The sequence below is a fragment of the Kitasatospora sp. NBC_01250 genome (assembly GCF_036226465.1).
In the GTDB taxonomy this organism is placed as follows: domain Bacteria; phylum Actinomycetota; class Actinomycetes; order Streptomycetales; family Streptomycetaceae; genus Kitasatospora.
On record NZ_CP108476.1, the window covers coordinates 2,820,505 to 2,837,164 of the forward strand.

Genomic DNA, 16,660 nt, shown 5'->3' on the forward strand with positions numbered 1-16,660 from the left:
GGAGTTGAGCGACGAGCGGCGCACAGCCGTCCCCCTAAAGCACAGACCAGACAGCCCATCAGATCGTGGGCAGAGAGGGAATTTTTATCGTTGCAACCGGCGCTCCGTCCAGGTGAAAACCGCTTGGCGTGGCCCGGTTCGCACCAGTCTTGGCAGGTTGATGGGAAAATGATCTTTCCAAACCGTTGTCTACACGTGTGCAAAATGAGATGCGCATTGCCAGCGATTGAAGGGTCGAGGGAACGTGACCCGGTCCCGACTCATCATCGGTACGATCACGTGAGCCATCGACTGTGCTCCGCATGAGCGAGGAGCAGCACCAACCCGAAGGCCTCTCCCGACCCAATCCAAGGAGCACCTCAACTGTTCGCAGAACGCAGCTGGACAGCTCGATGCGCGTCCGCGCTCCTGGCTCTCGCAGCAATGTGCCTTGGTACGTCCGCGGCCTACGCCACCGACCCCGTCCGCAGCAGCGAGTGGCCTCTGGACAGTCACCACTTCCAGGCTGACTCAGTATGGAAGGTTTCCCGCGGTGCCGGCGTGACCGTCGCCGTTATCGACAGTGGCGTCTCAGCAACCCATCCCGATCTCGCTGGCCAAATTCTGCCCGGCGCAAGCCTGCTGGGTGACGGTGGGGACGGGCGAACCGATGCCTCAGGCGACTCACATGGCACCGCCATCGCGGGCATCATCGCCGGCACTGGGGGCCCTCCACCCGCAGGCGGGATGTACGGGCTGGCGCCCGCAGTGAAGATCATGCCCGTCCGCGTCGCAGTCGGTAGCCAAATTGCACCCGAAACACTGGCCCAAGGGATCGTCTGGGCCGCCGACCACGGAGCGCAGGTCATCAACTTGTCCATGGGCACGGCCAGCCCCGACCCCCTCCTGCAGAAGGCCGTCAACTACGCCCTGGGCAAGGACATCGTCCTCGTCGCCGCTGCCGGCAACGGGGGCCAGAGCGGGAACGCCCCGATGTACCCCGCAGCGTATCCCGGGGTGGTTTCGGTATCCGGGACGGATGAGAGCGGCGCTTTCTGGGCGCCCAGCGAATCCGGACACGGGATCACCCTCGCCGCTCCCGCCACCGATATCTACTCCACCAATGATCAGAGCCAGTACGTGCACGCAGACGGCACCAGCTACGCCACTGCTTACGTCTCTGCTGCGGCTGCCCTGGTTCGCTCCCACGAACCGCATCTGTCGGCTGGCCAGGTAGTCAGGCGACTTATCAGCACGACCAGCCAGCACCACGCGCGCCCCGATGCCAAGATCGGGTTCGGGGAACTCGATCCATTGGCGGCACTCAGCGCGACCGGGGATCCCGGGAGCCCCGAGAATCCGCTGCTGCATCCTGATGCCGCACCAGCTTCCGCGGCGGGGAACTCCAATGTCATCGTCATCGGCGGAGCGGCACTTGGTGCCCTCCTCTGCGCCGCTGGTGGGATTACTCTGCGACGGCGTCGAATCCGGAGCATCGCTCCGGCGAGCGCGCGGCAGCGGGAGAACACGGGCGCTCGGGGCAAGTCAACGGCCCCTTCCAAGGCGGACACCAAGACCAAGTCGCGCTCCGGCAGCCGTTCACGCTGATCACCGGCCCACCAAACTCAAGGATCCGCCGATGCCCATACGTTCACCCTTCCGGCCCCGCACCTACCTGATCGCGGGTGGCTGTGCAGGCGCGGCAGCAGTCACGGTCTCAATGGTGATCCTCCTGCAGCCTCGACACCATATTTCCGCTCCACCGAAGGTCGTGGCCAACGACTACTCCGGCCGGGCCACAGCGTGCCTGGCGACGGATACCACCACGGCCGGCAAGAGCAAGGACGTCGCCAAGATCTGGGCCGCGATGCAGAGCGCGGGGACGCAGGGCGGAAAGAACGTGCAGCAGGTCATCCAGCCTGCCACCACCGCGGAGCAGGCGCAGCCCTACCTGGCCGGACTGGTCAGCCAGCGCTGCGATCTGATCGTCACCGTCGGCCCCACGTTCGGGCAGGCAATTCAGGCCATCGCCAAGGCTGCCCCTGCAGCACAGTTCACTGCTGTTGACTCGTCGCTGACCGCACCAGCCACCAGCGTGACGCTGGTGCCCATGGACCAGGCTGCCGCGCGGGTGCAGCAGCAGGTCCTGGCCCTTCGGCACTCGACTGCATCCGGGTCCTGAGCGCAGCACCACCAGTTCCTCCTCGTCGAGCGCCAGCTGCAGCGGAGTCCACGACCTGGCGGAACCCTCGCCGAATACACCGGCGACGACAGATCCGGCCCAGGGCCAGGTAGCCACCAGCTCTTTCTCCTCGCCCACTACCGCTACGCGTAGGGGTCGCGCAGCGGCCGAGGCTCCCGGACTCCGCAGGTGATCTCCTCCGGCAGGCCCTGGCCCGCCGTGTAGTAGCGGCCCTGGGCCTCACCCTTCGCGGCGAGCCAGCCAGCTCGGACGAGTTCACGGATGTCGCGCTGGGCCTGCTGTTCGCTCAGCTCGGCGTCGGCCTGGTAGGTGGCGCGGCGGACCCGGTTGCCCATGGCGGCCGGATAGAGGGCGTAGAGCATGCGGTCGGGCCAGCCGTGTTGCTCGACGGCCTCATCCAGGGCGCTCCAGACTTCGCGGGTGGTGTTCACCTGGCGCTCGACGGTCTGGGCTTGCTGGTGGTGGGCGCGTAGGCAGAACCGCACCCACGGCAGTGTGTTCCGTTCCGGGGTCCAGACGGGGCCGCCAGCTTCGGCGAGGATGTCGTAGTAGCGGTAGGTGTTGCGGGCCCGGCCGAGCCATTCCTCGATGCTGGAGAACTCGGGTGCCATGATCCCCTCCCGCGCGAGGACCAGGGTGTGCAGGGCGCGTGACATCCGGCCGTTGCCGTCCGACCACGGGTGGATCGCCACGAGGTTCAGGTGCGCCATCGACGCCCGCACCAGCCCAGGTGCGTCGAGGTCGCCTTCATTCAGCCACTCCACCAGCTCGCTGGTCAGCGCTGGCACCTGCTCCGCGTCGGGAGCCGTGTACGCGGCGATCGTCGGGTCCTCGGCGGAGGTGACGTACACCGGCCCGGTACGCCACCAGCCGGGCCGCTTGAGCAGGTGGTGGCCCTGCATCATGAAGTGCAGCGAGTTGAGCAGGCCCTTGCTGTAGGCGAAGTCGTCGCCGGCCTCGGCCAGGCGCTGGATGTAGGTCATCGCCTGCCGGTAGCCCTCGATCTCGGCCGCGACAGTGTCGTTCGCATCGATCGGCGCCTCGCCGACCATGATGTCCTCGACATCCGACACGCTCGCCGCGTAGCCCTCGATCGTGTTCGACCCAGCGATGGCCCGCGCTGTGAGATTGCGCCGCAGCTGCCCCTCCCAACGCCGAGGCGTGCGCAGGTGCAGGCGCAGGCGGCTCCGCATCTCCTCGATCTCCACGAGGACGGCTTGGTCGACTGCGTGCAGTGTCGGCAGAGCATAGAGCATGAAGCAATGTCACCATGACGGCGTCAAGCCGTCAAGAGCAATCTGGTGCAACCGTGAGATATGAACACGTCAATGCCTTTTGCGAATACTTCAGAACCAGCCCGGAGGGCAGCAACCAGCACTGCTCCCACCCCACCCATCACCTATCACCCCCCGTTCCGCAGCACACGTCTGGATCCGGCCCCTGGAGCCGAGCCGAGGCTCCCGACGTCCGTTACAGTCAGCCCGACCCAGACGCACGCCTGGGCCAAGTTCCTGGCCGAGGCCGTCCGCAACGGCCTCGACCCGACACTGGTCACCCAATGGCTGACCATCCTCGCCGACGCCACCGGCAGTCCTGTGCTCCCCTCCCTTGCGTCGATGTCCACGACCAAATACGTCGAGCTCCGCCTCCCGAGCATCCTGGCCGGCCTCGAGAGCACAACCCACGTCCCCTACCTCGCCGGATGGCACCACCGGATCGAGCCCGACCTCGGCCACCTCCCCATCCGCCTGGTCACCACCGGCGCGATCGCCACCGCGATCGACAGCTGGATCTCAGAGGACTGCAGCCGATCCACGATCAAGAACACCCTCGCCATGCTCTTCCGCATCCTCGAGCAGGCCGTCGTGGACGGTCTCATCGAGCGACCCCCCGCACACGTCACCGGCTGGCAACACGCCTACCAGCAGGCCGAGGACGAGCTCCTGGACCCTCGGGCCCTCGCCCTGAGCAACTGGGATTCCCTCACCGAACTCGCCGACGCGCTGGTCGAAGCCTCCTACAACCACTACCGCGGCTGGGGCGACGTCGTCATCCACAGCGCCTGCACCGCCACCCGTATCGGCGAGGTCTCCGGAGCCCGGGCCCGCGACATCGACACCGCCAACTGGCTCCTGACCTGCCGCCACCAGACCACCCCGGCACCCGGCGGCCTCATGGACAAACACACCAAGGGCGGAGTCGCCCGCTACATCCCGATCATCGAACCGCTACGCCCGCAGATCATCCGACGCCTACGAGCCACCCGCGGCGACCCCGACGCCCGCCTCTACACCGGCCCCCGCGGTGGCCGCATCAGCACCGCCGTCCTGCGCGACGCCACCCACTGGGGCGACGTCACCCACGTCCTCGGATACGAACACCTACGCCGCCACGACCTGCGCCACACCGGCCTGACCTGGATGGCCGACGCCGGGGTCCCGCTCCACATCCTTCAACAGATCGCCGGCCACAAGGAGATCACCACCACCCAGCGCTACTTCCACCCGGACATCCGTGAACTCACCAAAGCCGGCGAAGCCCTCACCCGCCACCTCGTCGAGCAACTCCGACTCAACGGACAGATCCCCCAGCGCTGGTAGACCCACGGGATCACATGAACCACGAAGCCACATCAGCCCTCCCACACCCGCTCGACCATAAGCGCGAAGGCGATGAACCCCCACCCTCAAGCGCCTGACGAGACATCACCAGTTCATCTGAGGCCCTGCCAGAATCAGCCGACCTTACTCAACTCACCGAACATGCCAGACAGTTACAACACGGGATCGTCGACGATCGCAGATCGCGATCCGACATCGGTCACCGTCAGTAGTGGAATTCCGACTCGAATCGGGCCATTTCGCACCAGCTCTCCCTTGGCAACCTGCTCCGCGATGCCCTTTGGGATTGCAAAACCTGACAGATCGCCAGGCACATACCCTCTGACCTGGTCATTCTCCGCTCGGACCAGACACTTGCCCACTTGACCCAGCCTATCGCCCGGTCAAGTGCGCCACGGGCAGGCTCGCCAGTGATCCAAAGGGAAGCTCTCCCAAAACGGATTGATCACACCACAGAGACGGCAATCTTCCTTAAATTCCAAGGACGACACACGGGCACCTGAGGCCAGATGTCCGATTTGGGATGTCCGAAAACTGCCAGAGGCGGCTTGCTCTTTGCGAGCAAACCGCCTCTGACCTGCGACTTTACAGTCGGGACGACAGGATTTGAACCTGCGACCCCTTGACCCCCAGTCAAGTGCGCTACCAAGCTGCGCCACGTCCCGTGGTCTCGCTGCCGGGATCGACTCCCGGCTTCTCGACCTTGTCCCCGGTGTCCCGGCGACGTGGAAAACAATACAGCACGGCGGGGGGTGCTCGCTGCCAGGTTCCGGTGCAGGTCACGAAGTGGGTGGCGGGGGAGCTGGGGGTGGGGGTCAGGGGGTGGGGTGGCGGGCGTCGTAGCGGAGGAAGGCGGGGCGGCGGGCGGCGAGGAGGGCGATGACGGCGACGCAGGCGAGGCCGCCGGAGATCACCGAGACGGTGGGCGTGGTGAGGGTGGCGACGGTGCCGGATTCGAAGTCGCCGAGGCGGGGGCCGCCGACCACCACGACCATGAAGACGCCCTGGAGCCGGCCGCGCATCTCGTCGGGGGCGGCGACCTGCATCATCGTGTTCCGGAAGATCATGCTGACGGTGTCCGCGCAGCCGGCCACGGCGAGCAGGGCCAGGCCCAGCCAGAGGTGGCCGGCGGTGAGGCCGAAGGCGGCGATGGACAGGCCCCAGGCGGTGACGGCGGCGAGGACGGCGACGCCGTGCCGTTGGACCCGGGAGATCCAGCCGGAGAAGAGGGCACCGGTCAGGGCGCCGACGGCGGGGGCGGCGACCAGCAGGCCGACGGTGCCCGCATGGCCGCCGTAGTAGGCGGCGGCGAGGGCGGGGAAGAGCGAGCGTGGCAGGCCGAAGATCATCGCGGCCAGGTCGGCCAGGAAGCTGGTCCGCAGGTTGGGCTGCGCGCGCAGGAAGCGCAGGCCGTCCAGCACCGAGGCGCGCCCGGCGGCGCCGCCCGCGCGCTCGGGGCGCATCGCCGGCAGGCGCCACATCGCGTACAGGGTGGCGGTGAACGCCACGGTGTCGACCAGGTACGCGGCCTGTCCGCCGTATGTTCCGATCAGCAGACCGCCGAGCATCGGACCCATCGTCATGCCCAGGTTCATGCTGATCGTGTTGAGGGCGTTGGCGGCGGGCAGCTGCTCGGCGGGGAGCAGGCGCGGGATCATCGAGGAGCGGGCGGGCGAGGAGATCGCGTAGAAGCCGCCCTGCAGCGCCACGGCCAGGTACAGCAGGGCGACCTGGCGCAGGTCGAGCAGGGCCTGGGTGGCCAGCAGTGCGGAGACCACGGCGAGGCCGGCGGCGCCGGTCAGGCCCAGCTTGCGGCGGTCCACGGTGTCGGCGATCGCCCCGCCGTACAGGCCGAAGGCGAGCAGCGGGAGGAGCGAGCAGAGCCCGACCGCGCCGGTGGCGAGGGTGGAGCCGGTGAGTGCGTACACCTGGACCGAGACCGCGACGGCGGTCATCTGCTGCCCGATCGAGGAGACGGCCTGGCCGAACCAGATCCGCCGGTAGTCCGCGCTCGCGCGCAGCGGGGTGAGGTCGGCGACCGCGCCCCGCAGCAGCCGCCGTATGCGGGTCGGGCTCTGCGGACTGTCAGCGGCAGCACCAGGGGCGGCACCAGCAGCGGCACCAGCAGCTGGAGCGACGACAGCAGCGGCGTCAGCGGCAGCAGCAGAGTCCGGCGCGTCCGGGCCGGACGCGGAAGAGGTGGGATGATTGGTCGACACAACGACCTATCGTCACCCCCGCTCCCCCGCGCCCCGTCACCGGGTCCCGTTCCCGGCCGCCCGGCCGCGCAGCCGCTCAGCCGCTCAGCACCGCCTTCTCCCCCGCCCGCACGGCGACCGGCAGCCGGTTGCCCGGGGGCGGGAACGGGCAGATGAAGTGGTCCGCGAAGGCGCACGGCGGCAGGTAGGCGCGGTTCAGGTCCAGCACGGTGTGGCCCTCGGCGTCCGGGCCGGGCAGGGTGATGAAACGGAAGCGGTAGCTCTCCCGTCCGCTGCCGGCGTCGGCGAACACGGCGCTCAGCTGGTCGCCCGAGTGGCTCACCGTGAGCGAGTACGACTCGCCGGCCAGCCGGAAGGCGACCTGACCGGCGACGGCCAGCGGCCGTTCCCGGCCGTCGGCGTTCGGGACGGTCACCGTGCGCGCGCCGGTCTCGTACGGGGTGAAGACGGCCGGCACGCTCCACTCCGGCGCGTACGGGAAGGTGGAGATGCCCGCGAAGTGCACCCGGCCCTCGGCGTCGGGGTCGAAGACCCGCAGCGCGAGCTCCCCCTCCCGCTCGATCGGGATCAGCAGCACCTCCCCGTAGCGGACCACGGCGGCCTCGGGGTGGGTGTCGGGACGCAACAGCGGCTCGCCCGCCACCACCTCGTCACCGGCGCCGCCCCGCAGGCCGTCGGCGGCCGAGGCCGAGACCCGCACGCCGTCCGGCTCCGCGGACCAGCGGCCGGGGACGCCGGGTATCGCGGCCGGGTCCGCGCTCAGCCAGTGCGTGCCGGTGAGCGCCAGCACGCCGTGCGGCGCGCTCACGGACGCCACCCGGGCCTCGGTCCAGCGCTGCCATTCCTCGGCGTCGGTCGTCATGGAAAGCTCTCCTGATACCTGGGTGCTTGCGTAGCTGGGTGCTTGCATACCTGGGTGCTTGCATGCCTGGGTGCTTGCGTACTCGAGTACTGGACGGTTGCCAGCCCTCCCGAACGTCAGCCTCCCGCACGTCAGCTCTCCCGCAGCGGCCGGAATAGCCCCTCCTGCACCACCGAGACCACCAACCGGCCGTCACGGTCGAAGATCTGGCCACGGGCCAGGCCCCGCGCACCCTGCGCGATCGGGGACTCCTGCTGGTAGAGCAGCCACTCGTCGGCGCGGAACGGCTGGTGGAACCACATCGCGTGGTCGAGCGAGGCCATGTCGAAGTTCCGTCGGCCCCAGAGCGGTTCGACGGGGGCGCGGACCGAGTCCAGCAGGGTCATGTCGCTGGCGTAGGTCAGCGCGCAGACGTGGATCAGCGGGTTGTCCGGGAGGGCGCCGTTGGTCCGCAGCCAGACCCCGCTGCGCGGTTCGACGCCGGCCAGCTCCTCCTGCGTCCAGCGCAGCCGCTCGACGTAGCGGATGTCGAACGGCTGGCGGCGGCTGATGAACGGCGGGAGTTCGCCGAGCCGCTGGCCGACCTCCTCCAGCGCGCTGGGCAGCTCCTCGGGGGCGGGGACGACGGGCATCGCCTCCTGGTGCTCGATGCCGCCGGGCTCGGGGACGTGGAAGTCGGCGGTGAGCGCGAAGATGCTGCGGCCCTGCTGGATACCGAGGACCCGGCGGGTGGTGAACGAACGGCCGTCCCGGATCCGGTCGACCTGGTAGACGATCGGGACCCCGGGGACCCCGGGGCGCAGGAAGTAGGCGTGCAGCGAGTGGACGGGACGGTCGTCCGCCACCGTACGACCGGCTGCCACCAGCGCCTGGCCGGCCACCTGCCCGCCGAAGGTTCGCTGCAGCGACTCCTCGGGGCTGCGGCCGCGGAAGATGTTGAGCTCGATCTGCTCCAGATCGAGCAGGTCGACGAGTTGATCGACAGGCGTTCCCATGGTGTGCGTCCTCTCCCAACGGGCACGCCGGAGGAGCCGGCGGCATACCGCTGCTGTCCAGTGGAAGTCTGCGCACCACCGGGGAATTCCCGCAGGTCGGCGCGCCAGCCGAAGAACGGCGATGATCCCACCCACAGCCACCGACCGGTGACGGACCGCTGACCACGACCGTCCCTGACGGCCACCTGTGACCGCCCCTGACCGCCCCCCGTGGTCACACGACGGCTACCCGGCCGACGGCGCCGCCAGCCCGGACTGCCGCACCGTGATGTTGAGCCGCCCGCTGAGCGCGGGGCCGGGTTCGCCGAGCCGCAGCTCGGGATCGGCCGTGCCGGGCAGGGTGCGCAGGACGCCGTGGTAGGCGTAGCGCGCCGGGCCGCCGAAGACCAGCAGGTCACCGCTGCGCAGCTCGACGTCGGTCCACGGGCCGGTCCGGTCCTGGCTGCCGCCGAGCCGGAAGACGCAGGAGTCGCCGAGGGAGAACGAGACGACGGGGGCGTCGGTCCGCTCCTCGCGGTCCTGGTGCAGGCCCATCCGGGCACCGGCGGCGTAGTGGTTCACCAGCGCCACGTCGGGCGCGTACCCGACGGCACCGGCAACCCCTTCGCCTCCAGCTCCCACCCGCCCGTCCCCGTCCCCCGCCGCCCCGTACGCGGCCACGACGGCGCGCCGGGCCAGGGTGTCGAGCAGCGCCGGGAACGGCTTGACCGGCGCCCCGTCGCCGTCGTGCACCCGGCGCGTGTACGCGTACGGGAACCAGTGCTGCGGGCAGTCGGCCACCACCTTGCGCGCGACCCCGCAGGTCGGACAGCGGGGGACCACGCCCCAGTGCCAGCCGAGGCAGAGCTGGCGGACCGACATCTCCGCGCCACCGGGCAGCCGCACGGTCCGCAGTCCGGCGGGCGGCCGGGCCCATTCGCGGCACGCGCGGACCAGTTCGCGCTGCTCGGCGGCGTCCAGCCAGTCGGGCAGCAGCACGGCACCGGGCGCGAGCCACCTCCTCGACCGCCCGAACAGCTCACCCGTCACCGCTTCACCACCCACCAGAGCACGAGACCACGAGACGTCCCATCAACCCATCACCCCGCCATACCGCTCACCCCGCCAGCCGCGCCCGGGTCGGCATCGCGGTGCGGGCACCGGTCCGCTCGACGCTCAGCGCGGCGGCCCGGACCGCGAAGCGCGCGGCGTCGGCCAGGCCCCGGCCCTCCGCCAGCGCGACGGCCAGCGCGCCGCAGAAGGTGTCGCCGGCGCCGGTGGTGTCGACAGCGCGCACGGTCGGCGCGGCGATCAGCTCGGTCCGGGCGCCGTCGCGGACCAGTGCGCCCTCTGCGCCCAGCGTGACCACCACCCGCTCGCACGGCAGTCCGGCGGCCAGCCGGGCCACCTCGCCGGGCGCCCGCAGCGCGCTGTCGGGGACGCCGCACAGCCGGGCCAGCTCGGTGCGGTTGGGCACCAGGACGTCGACCAGCGGCCAGAGTTCGTCGGGCAGTCCGGCAGGCGCCGGCGCGGGGTTGAGGACGAAGGTGGCGCCGCCCGCGAGCCGGGCGGCGGCCAGCACGGCGGGCAGCGGAATCTCCAACTGTGCGACCACCACCGAGGCGCCGTCGAGCAGTTCACCGGCGTCCTCGACGGCGGCGGCATCGAGCCGGGCGTTGGCCCCGGGCGAGACCACGACGACGTTCTCCGCCTGCCGGTCGACCAGGACGACGGCGTGGCCGGGCGGGCCGTCCACGGCCGCGAGCCGGGTGAGGTCCACGCCCTCGGCGAGGAGTTCGGCGCGCAACTGCGCGCTGTCGGTATCCGTACCGACGGCACCGACGAAGGCCACCGAGCAGCCCAGCCGGGCGGCGGCCACCGCCTGGTTGGCCCCCTTGCCGCCGCCGAGTCGGATGATCGGACCGCCCTGGACGGTCTCCCCGGGAACGGGCAGGGACTCGACCTCGATCACCTGGTCGAGGTTGACGCTGCCCACCACCACGACATCCACCGCCACCGGATCCCACCTCCACGCCACCAGCCGCCGGCCACCACGCCGGTCCCGTCGCCGGCCCTGTCGCCAGCCTCAGCACCAGCTTCGCACCCGGCACCCACACCGCCCGGGGGCAGGCAGCCCTCAGCGCTCGTCGGCATGCCTCGGATCCGTCCCCGCACCCGCGCCCGTTCCCGCCCCCGCGCCGCTCCCCCCGCCCGTCCCCGTCGGCGGCCGGGCGGGCAGCAGCCCCAGCTCGCGGGCACAGGCGGACCAGGCCTGCCAGCCCTGCTCGTTCAGGATCTCCTGGGCCACCGTGATTTGCTGGCGCCGGCTCGCCAGGTCCGGACGGGTGGCGTAGCGCAGACCACCGGTCTCCCGCCAGGTCGGCGGCCAGATCTGCAGACCGCCGTAGTAGCCGTTGCCGGTGTCGGCGGCCCAGTCGCCGTCGCTCTCGCAGTCGGCGACCTGGTCCCAGGTGGCGTCCGCGACCGGGACCGGCCCGCCTGCGGAGACGGACCTGGCGGGGGTCGCGAGGACGAACGCGGCGCCGCAGAGCATCGCGAGCAGTCGAGGCCTGACGCGGCTTCGCACTCTGACGGCTCTTCGAACGCTGACGGGTATTCGGGCCTTGGCCGCTGTTCGGCGCCTGCCCGACCGACCGGATCGCATCCTCCGACTGTCCCCGAGCCACCCGCCCACCCGCGAGCGGGCCCGCCCCTGGCTACGCCATCAGAGCCGCCCGCCTACCCGGCCCGCCTACCCCGCCACCACCCCCGCACCCGCACCCGCACCGATCCCGCACCGCACCACCGCACCCGCACCAACGCGTTCGACCGTCGCCCCGATCGGGACGACGGTCGAACCACGTACGACTTCAGCGCGCTTGACCCCGCTTCCGCCCGCCGCGGCAGCGACGGGGCGTCAGCGGTCGAGGGCTCAGACGGAGAGCACCTGGCCAGGCATGATCAGGTCGGCGTCAGCGCCGATGACCTGGGCGTTCTTCTGGTACAGCGACTGCCAGTCGGTGCCGTGCGCGGCGGCGATCCCGCTCAGCGTGTCGCCGGCCTTGACGGTGTAACCACCCGCGGACTTCGCGGAGTTGCCGCCGTTGTCCGCCGGCTTGGCGGGCTTGGCCGGCTTGGTGGGCTTCGCGGCCGGCTTCGAGTCCTGGGCCGGGGCCGACTGGGCCGGAGCCTGCTTGGGCGCCTGCTTGGCCGGGGCCTGCGGCGCCGGGGTCTGCTTGGCGGGAGCCTGCGGCGCGGCGGCGGCCTTCGCAGCCGGGGCCGGGGCCGAGGTGTCGACGGCGGCGGGGGCGCCACCGGCGGTCAGGCCGGCCTTCACCGAGCAGACGGGCCAGGCGCCGGGGCCCTGGCTGGCCAGGACCTTCTCGGCCACGGCGATCTGCTGGGCCTTGGTGGCCTGGTTGGCCTGCGCGGCGTACTGGGTACCGCCGTAGGCGGCCCAGGTGCTGGACGTGAACTGCAGGCCTCCGTAGAAGCCGTTACCACTGTTGATGCTCCAGTTGCCGGTGCTCTCGCACTGGGCGACGGCGTCCCAGGTCGAGGTCGAGGCGGCGGAGGCCGTGGTGGCCGTGACGAGGCCCGCCACCGGAAGGACGGCAACCGCGCCGCCCAGAACAGCCAGCCGAACGCGGTTGCGCTTGGTGGCAGCGGTGGTGGCAGCGGCGTTCTCGTTACGGAAAGTCATGGAATCCCTCTCGGCAGCCCCGGGCGGGCAGGCGGAACCAGGCCCGGTGAGGGGCCGGTTGCGCATGCGGCGTCCTGTGGGCGGCCGAGTACGTGTCCGACGTACCGCGCCGCCCCGGCCACTCCGCCATCACCGCCGGCACAGACGTGTCGCCGGCGTGGTGGGCACCAGGTGCGGTGCCTCGGGGAGTGAGCCCGGGTGGTGCTCGTTGCACCGGGGATGAAGCTAGGCCGCGAGGCTGCCCCGAATCAACAAATTCATGGTCCGGTCAAGGTTCAGCCAGGTCAGCGCAATGTTACCCGCGGTAACGATCAGACGGTTCCAAGGTCCAATGTCCGTTTTGTAACCTTTTCCATGACTCAAACCTCTGGCCGACGTGACGCCGACCACTCTTTGTGGAGTGTGAGCCTGGCCACATTGTCGACAGAATGTGATCGGACGGGTACCACCCGCAGTCGTCGATACGGAAAAAAGCGACACTCGACCCCCCAACCCGTGACTCCGACCACAGCCCGCCGTTGGTAATGGCGGCCGGGCCTGCCCGGGCCGCCCAGCCAACGAATCTAGGAGTCCTGTTGCCGCGCATGCTCGATGTCAGCGACGAGGTCCGAGCCGAGATCGGCGACGACGAGGCCGACCAACTTCTCGGCGGGGCCCACACCCCAGACACCTACGACTGCACCTCCTGTCGGACCCCCGGCGACTCCCAGAGCGAGCCGACCAGCACCGTGCTCTTCGTCGGTGACGAGACGGCGGTGCTGGCGTTCGCCCACGCACGGTGCATCCCCTCGCAGGTCGTGCCGGTCTCCGAGGAGCAGTTGCTCGGGGCGGTGCGCAGCATCAGCCAGGCGCAGGGCAGCGGACAGCCGACCCAGGCGGGCTACCCGGCGGACCCCTACGCCCAGCCCGGCGTCCCGGGGGCCGCGGTCGACCCGGCCGGCGCGGTCCCAGCCGCCGCCGTGGACGCCCTGGGCCTGCCGGTCACCCCGTCCCACGCCGTGCCCGCGCCCCAGGCCCCCAGCCCCGCCGCAGCCGCCCCGGCCCCCACCGCCCCCGCTCCGGCCCCGTCGACCGCCCCGGCCGCTCCCGCCGCCGACCAGGGCGCCAGGGTCCCGGCTCCGGGCGAGCCGGCCGTCCTCGGCGTCACCTGCGGACTGGTGCTCTGCGGCGACACCGGCCACGCCGCGCTGGTCGTGGAGCCGACCGGGCTTGTCGGCCGGCCGGGCACGGTGACCGGCGCGGACGAGTTCCTCCCGCTGCTCTGCGACCACGGCTTCCTGCCGATCAACGACGTCGACAAGCCGCCGGCCCGGCTGGCGGGTTGGTCGGTGCTGGTCGCGATGGGGCGGCTGCACGCGATCCTGCAGCCGTCCGCGGTCGGCAACAGCGCCTGGTGGCAGGCGCACCAGCCGCTGGTGGTCACCGACGCCTGGCGCGCGGCGGCGGCCCGGCAGTCCGAGGTGATCATGTACGCCGCGCCCGCCGGGACGATCGGCCGCCAGCCCCGGGAGGACCTGCTGCGCAACGCACTGGACCGCGCGGCGGCCCAGGGCCTGCTGGTGGCCGCCAGCCTCCCGCTGGCCGGTACCTGAGCGACCACGAGCCCCGGGGGCACCGGCGCGCGACGGACCGCAAGCGCCCATCACGCCCCGGTGCCCCGGGCGCCCGCCGCCCCGGCCGCATCCCCGTCAGGCTTCGCTCGTTGGGCTCTGCGTGTACAGCTACGACGTGACCTCAGCCTTCCGCCAGACCACCGCAACCCGAGGGATCCCGGCGATGAGGCCGTCGTACGACGGGGATCATCCGGTCGCCCCCACCCCGACGCCGATCTACGACGAGCTGTACTCCGAGTACCGCCGCCTCTTCCGCGCCCTGCCGGGCGACCGCAGCGGCGAGGAGGACCTCCGGTTCACCGGCTTCGCGGTGCGCGAGCGCCCCTTCCCCGGCTCGCACGCCAGCGCACACCTGGGCCCGCACTCCGGACCGCACGCCGGCTCGCTCCATGCCCCGCACCTCGGCCAGCTGGACGGCTACCGGGACCCGTACGGCAGCCGTACCTCCCTCGCCGCGGACCACCAGTTCGCCGCGTTCCCGCACCACCAGGCGTTCCCCACCCACGCGGGGCAGCCGGCGGGCGCCCCGCAGTTCGTGCCGCAGCAGCAGGCGGTCCACCACCAGACCGGTCACCAGCAGTTCCAGAACACCGGTTACCAGCCCCACCCCGCACACCATCAGCCGCACCAACAGCACCAGAACCCCCAGCAGCACCAGCCCAACCAGCATCAGCACCAGCACCCGCAGGGCCAGGCCAGCACCGGCCAGGGCTGGGTCGCCGCCGGCTACCTCTCCCCGGTCGCCGCCCCGGCACCGGCCGCCCCCGCCCCGGCGACCCCGGGCCGCCACCGCGGCGCGCTGCTCTCGCTCCCCCCGGGCCGCAGCTGACCCGCGCACAGACAGAACGGTCCGGTGGCTGCTCCAGCCACCGGACCGTTCACGTTCCGCGTTGCCCGTCCTCCCCTCCCCTATTTAAAGGAAGAGGAAGAGAGGGACGAGCGACCACTACTTGCGCTTGCGCTTCTCCCGCACCCGCACCGAGATGGAGATCGGCGTCCCGACGAACCCGAACTCCTCGCGCAGCCGGCGCTCCACGAACCGCCGGTAGCCCGCCTCCAGGAAGCCCGAGGCGAAGAGCACGAACCGCGGCGGCCGGGTGCCGGCCTGGGTCCCGAACAGGATGCGCGGCTGCTTGCCGCCCCGGATCGGGTGCGGGTGGGCGGCGACCAGCTCACCGAGGAAGGCGTTCAGCTTGGCGGTGGAGATCCGGGTCTCCCAGCCAGCCAGCGCCGTCTCGATCGCCGGGACCAGCTTCTCCATGTGCCGGCCGGTCAGCGCCGAGACGTTGACCCGGGGCGCCCACTGCACCTGGACGAGATCCTGCTCGATCTCGCGCTCCAGGTAGTAGCGGCGCTCCTCGTCCATCTGGTCCCACTTGTTGTAGGCGACCACGACGGCACGCCCGGCCTCGACAGCCATCGAGATGATCCGGGTGTCCTGCTCGGCGAGCGGCTCGCTGGAGTCGATCAGGATGACCGCGACCTCGGCCTTGTCCAGCGCGGCGGAGGTGCGCAGCGAGGCGTAGAAGTCGGCGCCGGAGGTCAGGTGGACCCGGCGGCGGATACCGGCGGTGTCGATGAACTTCCAGGTCTTGCCGCCCAGCTGGATCAGCTCGTCGACCGGGTCGCGGGTGGTGCCGGCCAGCTCGTTGACGACGACCCGCTCCTCGCCGGCCACCTTGTTCAGCAGGCTGGACTTGCCGACGTTCGGGCGGCCGATCAGCGCGACCCGGCGCGGGCCACCGACGGCCACGCCGAAGGTCTGCGGCGGAGCCTCGGGCAGCGCCTCCATCACGGCGTCCAGCAGGTCGCCGGAGCCGCGCCCGTGCAGCGCGGAGACGGGGTACGGCTCGCCCAGGCCCAGCGACCACAGGTAGGAGGCCTCGGCCTCGCTCGACGGGCCGTCGACCTTGTTGGCGCAGAGCACGGTCGGCTTGCCGGCCCGGCGGACCACCTTGATCAGGGCCTCGTCGGTGTCGGTGGCGCCGACGTTGGCGTCCACCACGAAGAGCACGGCGTCGGCGGTCTCGATGCCCAGCTCGGCCTGCGCGGCCACCATGGCGTCGATGCCGAGGACGTCGATCTCCCAGCCGCCGGTGTCGACCACCTTGAAGCGGCGCCCGTTCCAGGTCGCCTCGTAGCTCACCCGGTCGCGGGTGACGCCGGGCTTGTCCTCGACGACCGCCTCGCGGCGGCCGATGATCCGGTTGACCAGGGTCGACTTGCCGACATTGGGGCGGCCGACGACGGCCAGCACCGGCAGCGGGACGTGCTCGTGCTCGGCCAGGTCGAGGTCCTCGCCGTCGAAGCCCTCCTCCGCGGCCAGGCTCATGAACTCGGCGTACTCGGCCGGATCCAGCTCACCGTGGTCGGCACCGTCGGCGACGTGCTCGTTGCTCATCTTCGTCTGTTCCATTTCCCGGTCCGCCCGTCGACCGGACGGACCGTGCGTACCTGCCCGGACGCGAACGTCGGGCAGCGCGTAA

General features: G+C 71.0%; 14 protein-coding genes and 1 tRNA gene. 5 read left to right on the forward strand and 10 right to left on the reverse strand.

The window, feature by feature from the left end; translation table 11 throughout:
• Nucleotides 1–423 precede the first annotated feature (423 nt).
• Together mycP and OG500_RS11430 are read left to right on the forward strand one after the other, a co-directional pair.
• The gene (gene mycP, locus OG500_RS11425; protein WP_329579394.1) at nt 424–1,587 is read left to right on the forward strand and encodes a type VII secretion-associated serine protease mycosin; all 1,164 of its coding nucleotides are present in this window, start codon (nt 424–426) and stop codon (nt 1,585–1,587) included.
• A 31-nt stretch (nt 1,588–1,618) separates the two neighbouring features.
• Nucleotides 1,619–2,161 (forward strand): hypothetical protein, encoded by a 543-nt coding sequence (locus OG500_RS11430; protein ID WP_329579397.1) that lies wholly within the window; start codon nt 1,619–1,621, stop codon nt 2,159–2,161.
• A 143-nt stretch (nt 2,162–2,304) separates the two neighbouring features.
• On the opposite strand, the gene OG500_RS11435 is transcribed toward OG500_RS11430, so the two are convergent.
• Nucleotides 2,305–3,390, reverse strand: coding sequence for a Fic family protein (locus tag OG500_RS11435; RefSeq protein ID WP_329579400.1), 1,086 nt, complete (start codon nt 3,388–3,390; stop codon nt 2,305–2,307).
• A gap of 408 nt (nt 3,391–3,798) precedes the next feature.
• On the opposite strand from OG500_RS11435, the gene OG500_RS11440 reads away from it, so the two are divergent.
• Nucleotides 3,799–4,782 carry a site-specific integrase gene (locus OG500_RS11440; protein ID WP_329579403.1) on the forward strand — a complete coding sequence of 328 codons (984 nt, stop codon included), beginning with the start codon at nt 3,799–3,801 and terminating at the stop codon, nt 4,780–4,782.
• Between the two features lie 612 nt (nt 4,783–5,394).
• Here the strand turns inward: OG500_RS11440 and OG500_RS11445 are convergent.
• From OG500_RS11445 to OG500_RS11480, 8 genes are all read right to left on the reverse strand, one after another.
• Nucleotides 5,395–5,468, reverse strand: a tRNA-Pro gene (locus OG500_RS11445).
• Nucleotides 5,469–5,618: 150 nt separating this feature from the next.
• Nucleotides 5,619–7,022, reverse strand: coding sequence for an MFS transporter (locus tag OG500_RS11450; RefSeq protein ID WP_442907022.1), 1,404 nt, complete (start codon nt 7,020–7,022; stop codon nt 5,619–5,621).
• 76 nt (nt 7,023–7,098) lie between these two features.
• Nucleotides 7,099–7,884, reverse strand: coding sequence for a DUF1684 domain-containing protein (locus tag OG500_RS11455; RefSeq protein ID WP_327066454.1), 786 nt, complete (start codon nt 7,882–7,884; stop codon nt 7,099–7,101).
• A 131-nt stretch (nt 7,885–8,015) separates the two neighbouring features.
• Nucleotides 8,016–8,879: an acyl-CoA thioesterase gene (locus OG500_RS11460; protein WP_327066455.1), complete on the reverse strand. Its 864-nt coding sequence runs from the start codon at nt 8,877–8,879 to the stop codon at nt 8,016–8,018.
• Between the two features lie 225 nt (nt 8,880–9,104).
• Nucleotides 9,105–9,908 carry an alpha-ketoglutarate-dependent dioxygenase AlkB gene (locus tag OG500_RS11465; protein WP_329587500.1) on the reverse strand — a complete coding sequence of 268 codons (804 nt, stop codon included), beginning with the start codon at nt 9,906–9,908 and terminating at the stop codon, nt 9,105–9,107.
• Nucleotides 9,909–9,975: 67 nt separating this feature from the next.
• Nucleotides 9,976–10,875: a ribokinase gene (locus OG500_RS11470; protein WP_329579408.1), complete on the reverse strand. Its 900-nt coding sequence runs from the start codon at nt 10,873–10,875 to the stop codon at nt 9,976–9,978.
• A 120-nt stretch (nt 10,876–10,995) separates the two neighbouring features.
• A complete protein-coding gene (locus OG500_RS11475; protein ID WP_329579411.1) occupies nt 10,996–11,445 on the reverse strand; it encodes a transglycosylase family protein in 450 nt (149 codons plus the stop codon).
• 345 nt (nt 11,446–11,790) lie between these two features.
• Complete coding sequence (locus OG500_RS11480) at nt 11,791–12,561, reverse strand: transglycosylase family protein (RefSeq protein WP_329579414.1); 771 nt, start codon at nt 12,559–12,561, stop codon at nt 11,791–11,793.
• Nucleotides 12,562–13,145: 584 nt separating this feature from the next.
• Here OG500_RS11480 and OG500_RS11485 point away from each other — a divergent pair.
• Nucleotides 13,146–14,153, forward strand: coding sequence for a hypothetical protein (locus OG500_RS11485; protein ID WP_442907023.1), 1,008 nt, complete (start codon nt 13,146–13,148; stop codon nt 14,151–14,153).
• Nucleotides 14,154–14,337: 184 nt separating this feature from the next.
• Nucleotides 14,338–15,003, forward strand: a complete 666-nt coding sequence (locus tag OG500_RS11490) for a hypothetical protein (RefSeq protein WP_329587957.1) — start codon at nt 14,338–14,340, stop codon at nt 15,001–15,003.
• Between the two features lie 117 nt (nt 15,004–15,120).
• Here OG500_RS11490 and der read toward each other — a convergent pair whose 3' ends face one another.
• Nucleotides 15,121–16,575: a ribosome biogenesis GTPase Der gene (der, locus tag OG500_RS11495; RefSeq protein WP_327066460.1), complete on the reverse strand. Its 1,455-nt coding sequence runs from the start codon at nt 16,573–16,575 to the stop codon at nt 15,121–15,123.
• Nucleotides 16,576–16,660: the final 85 nt, after the last annotated feature.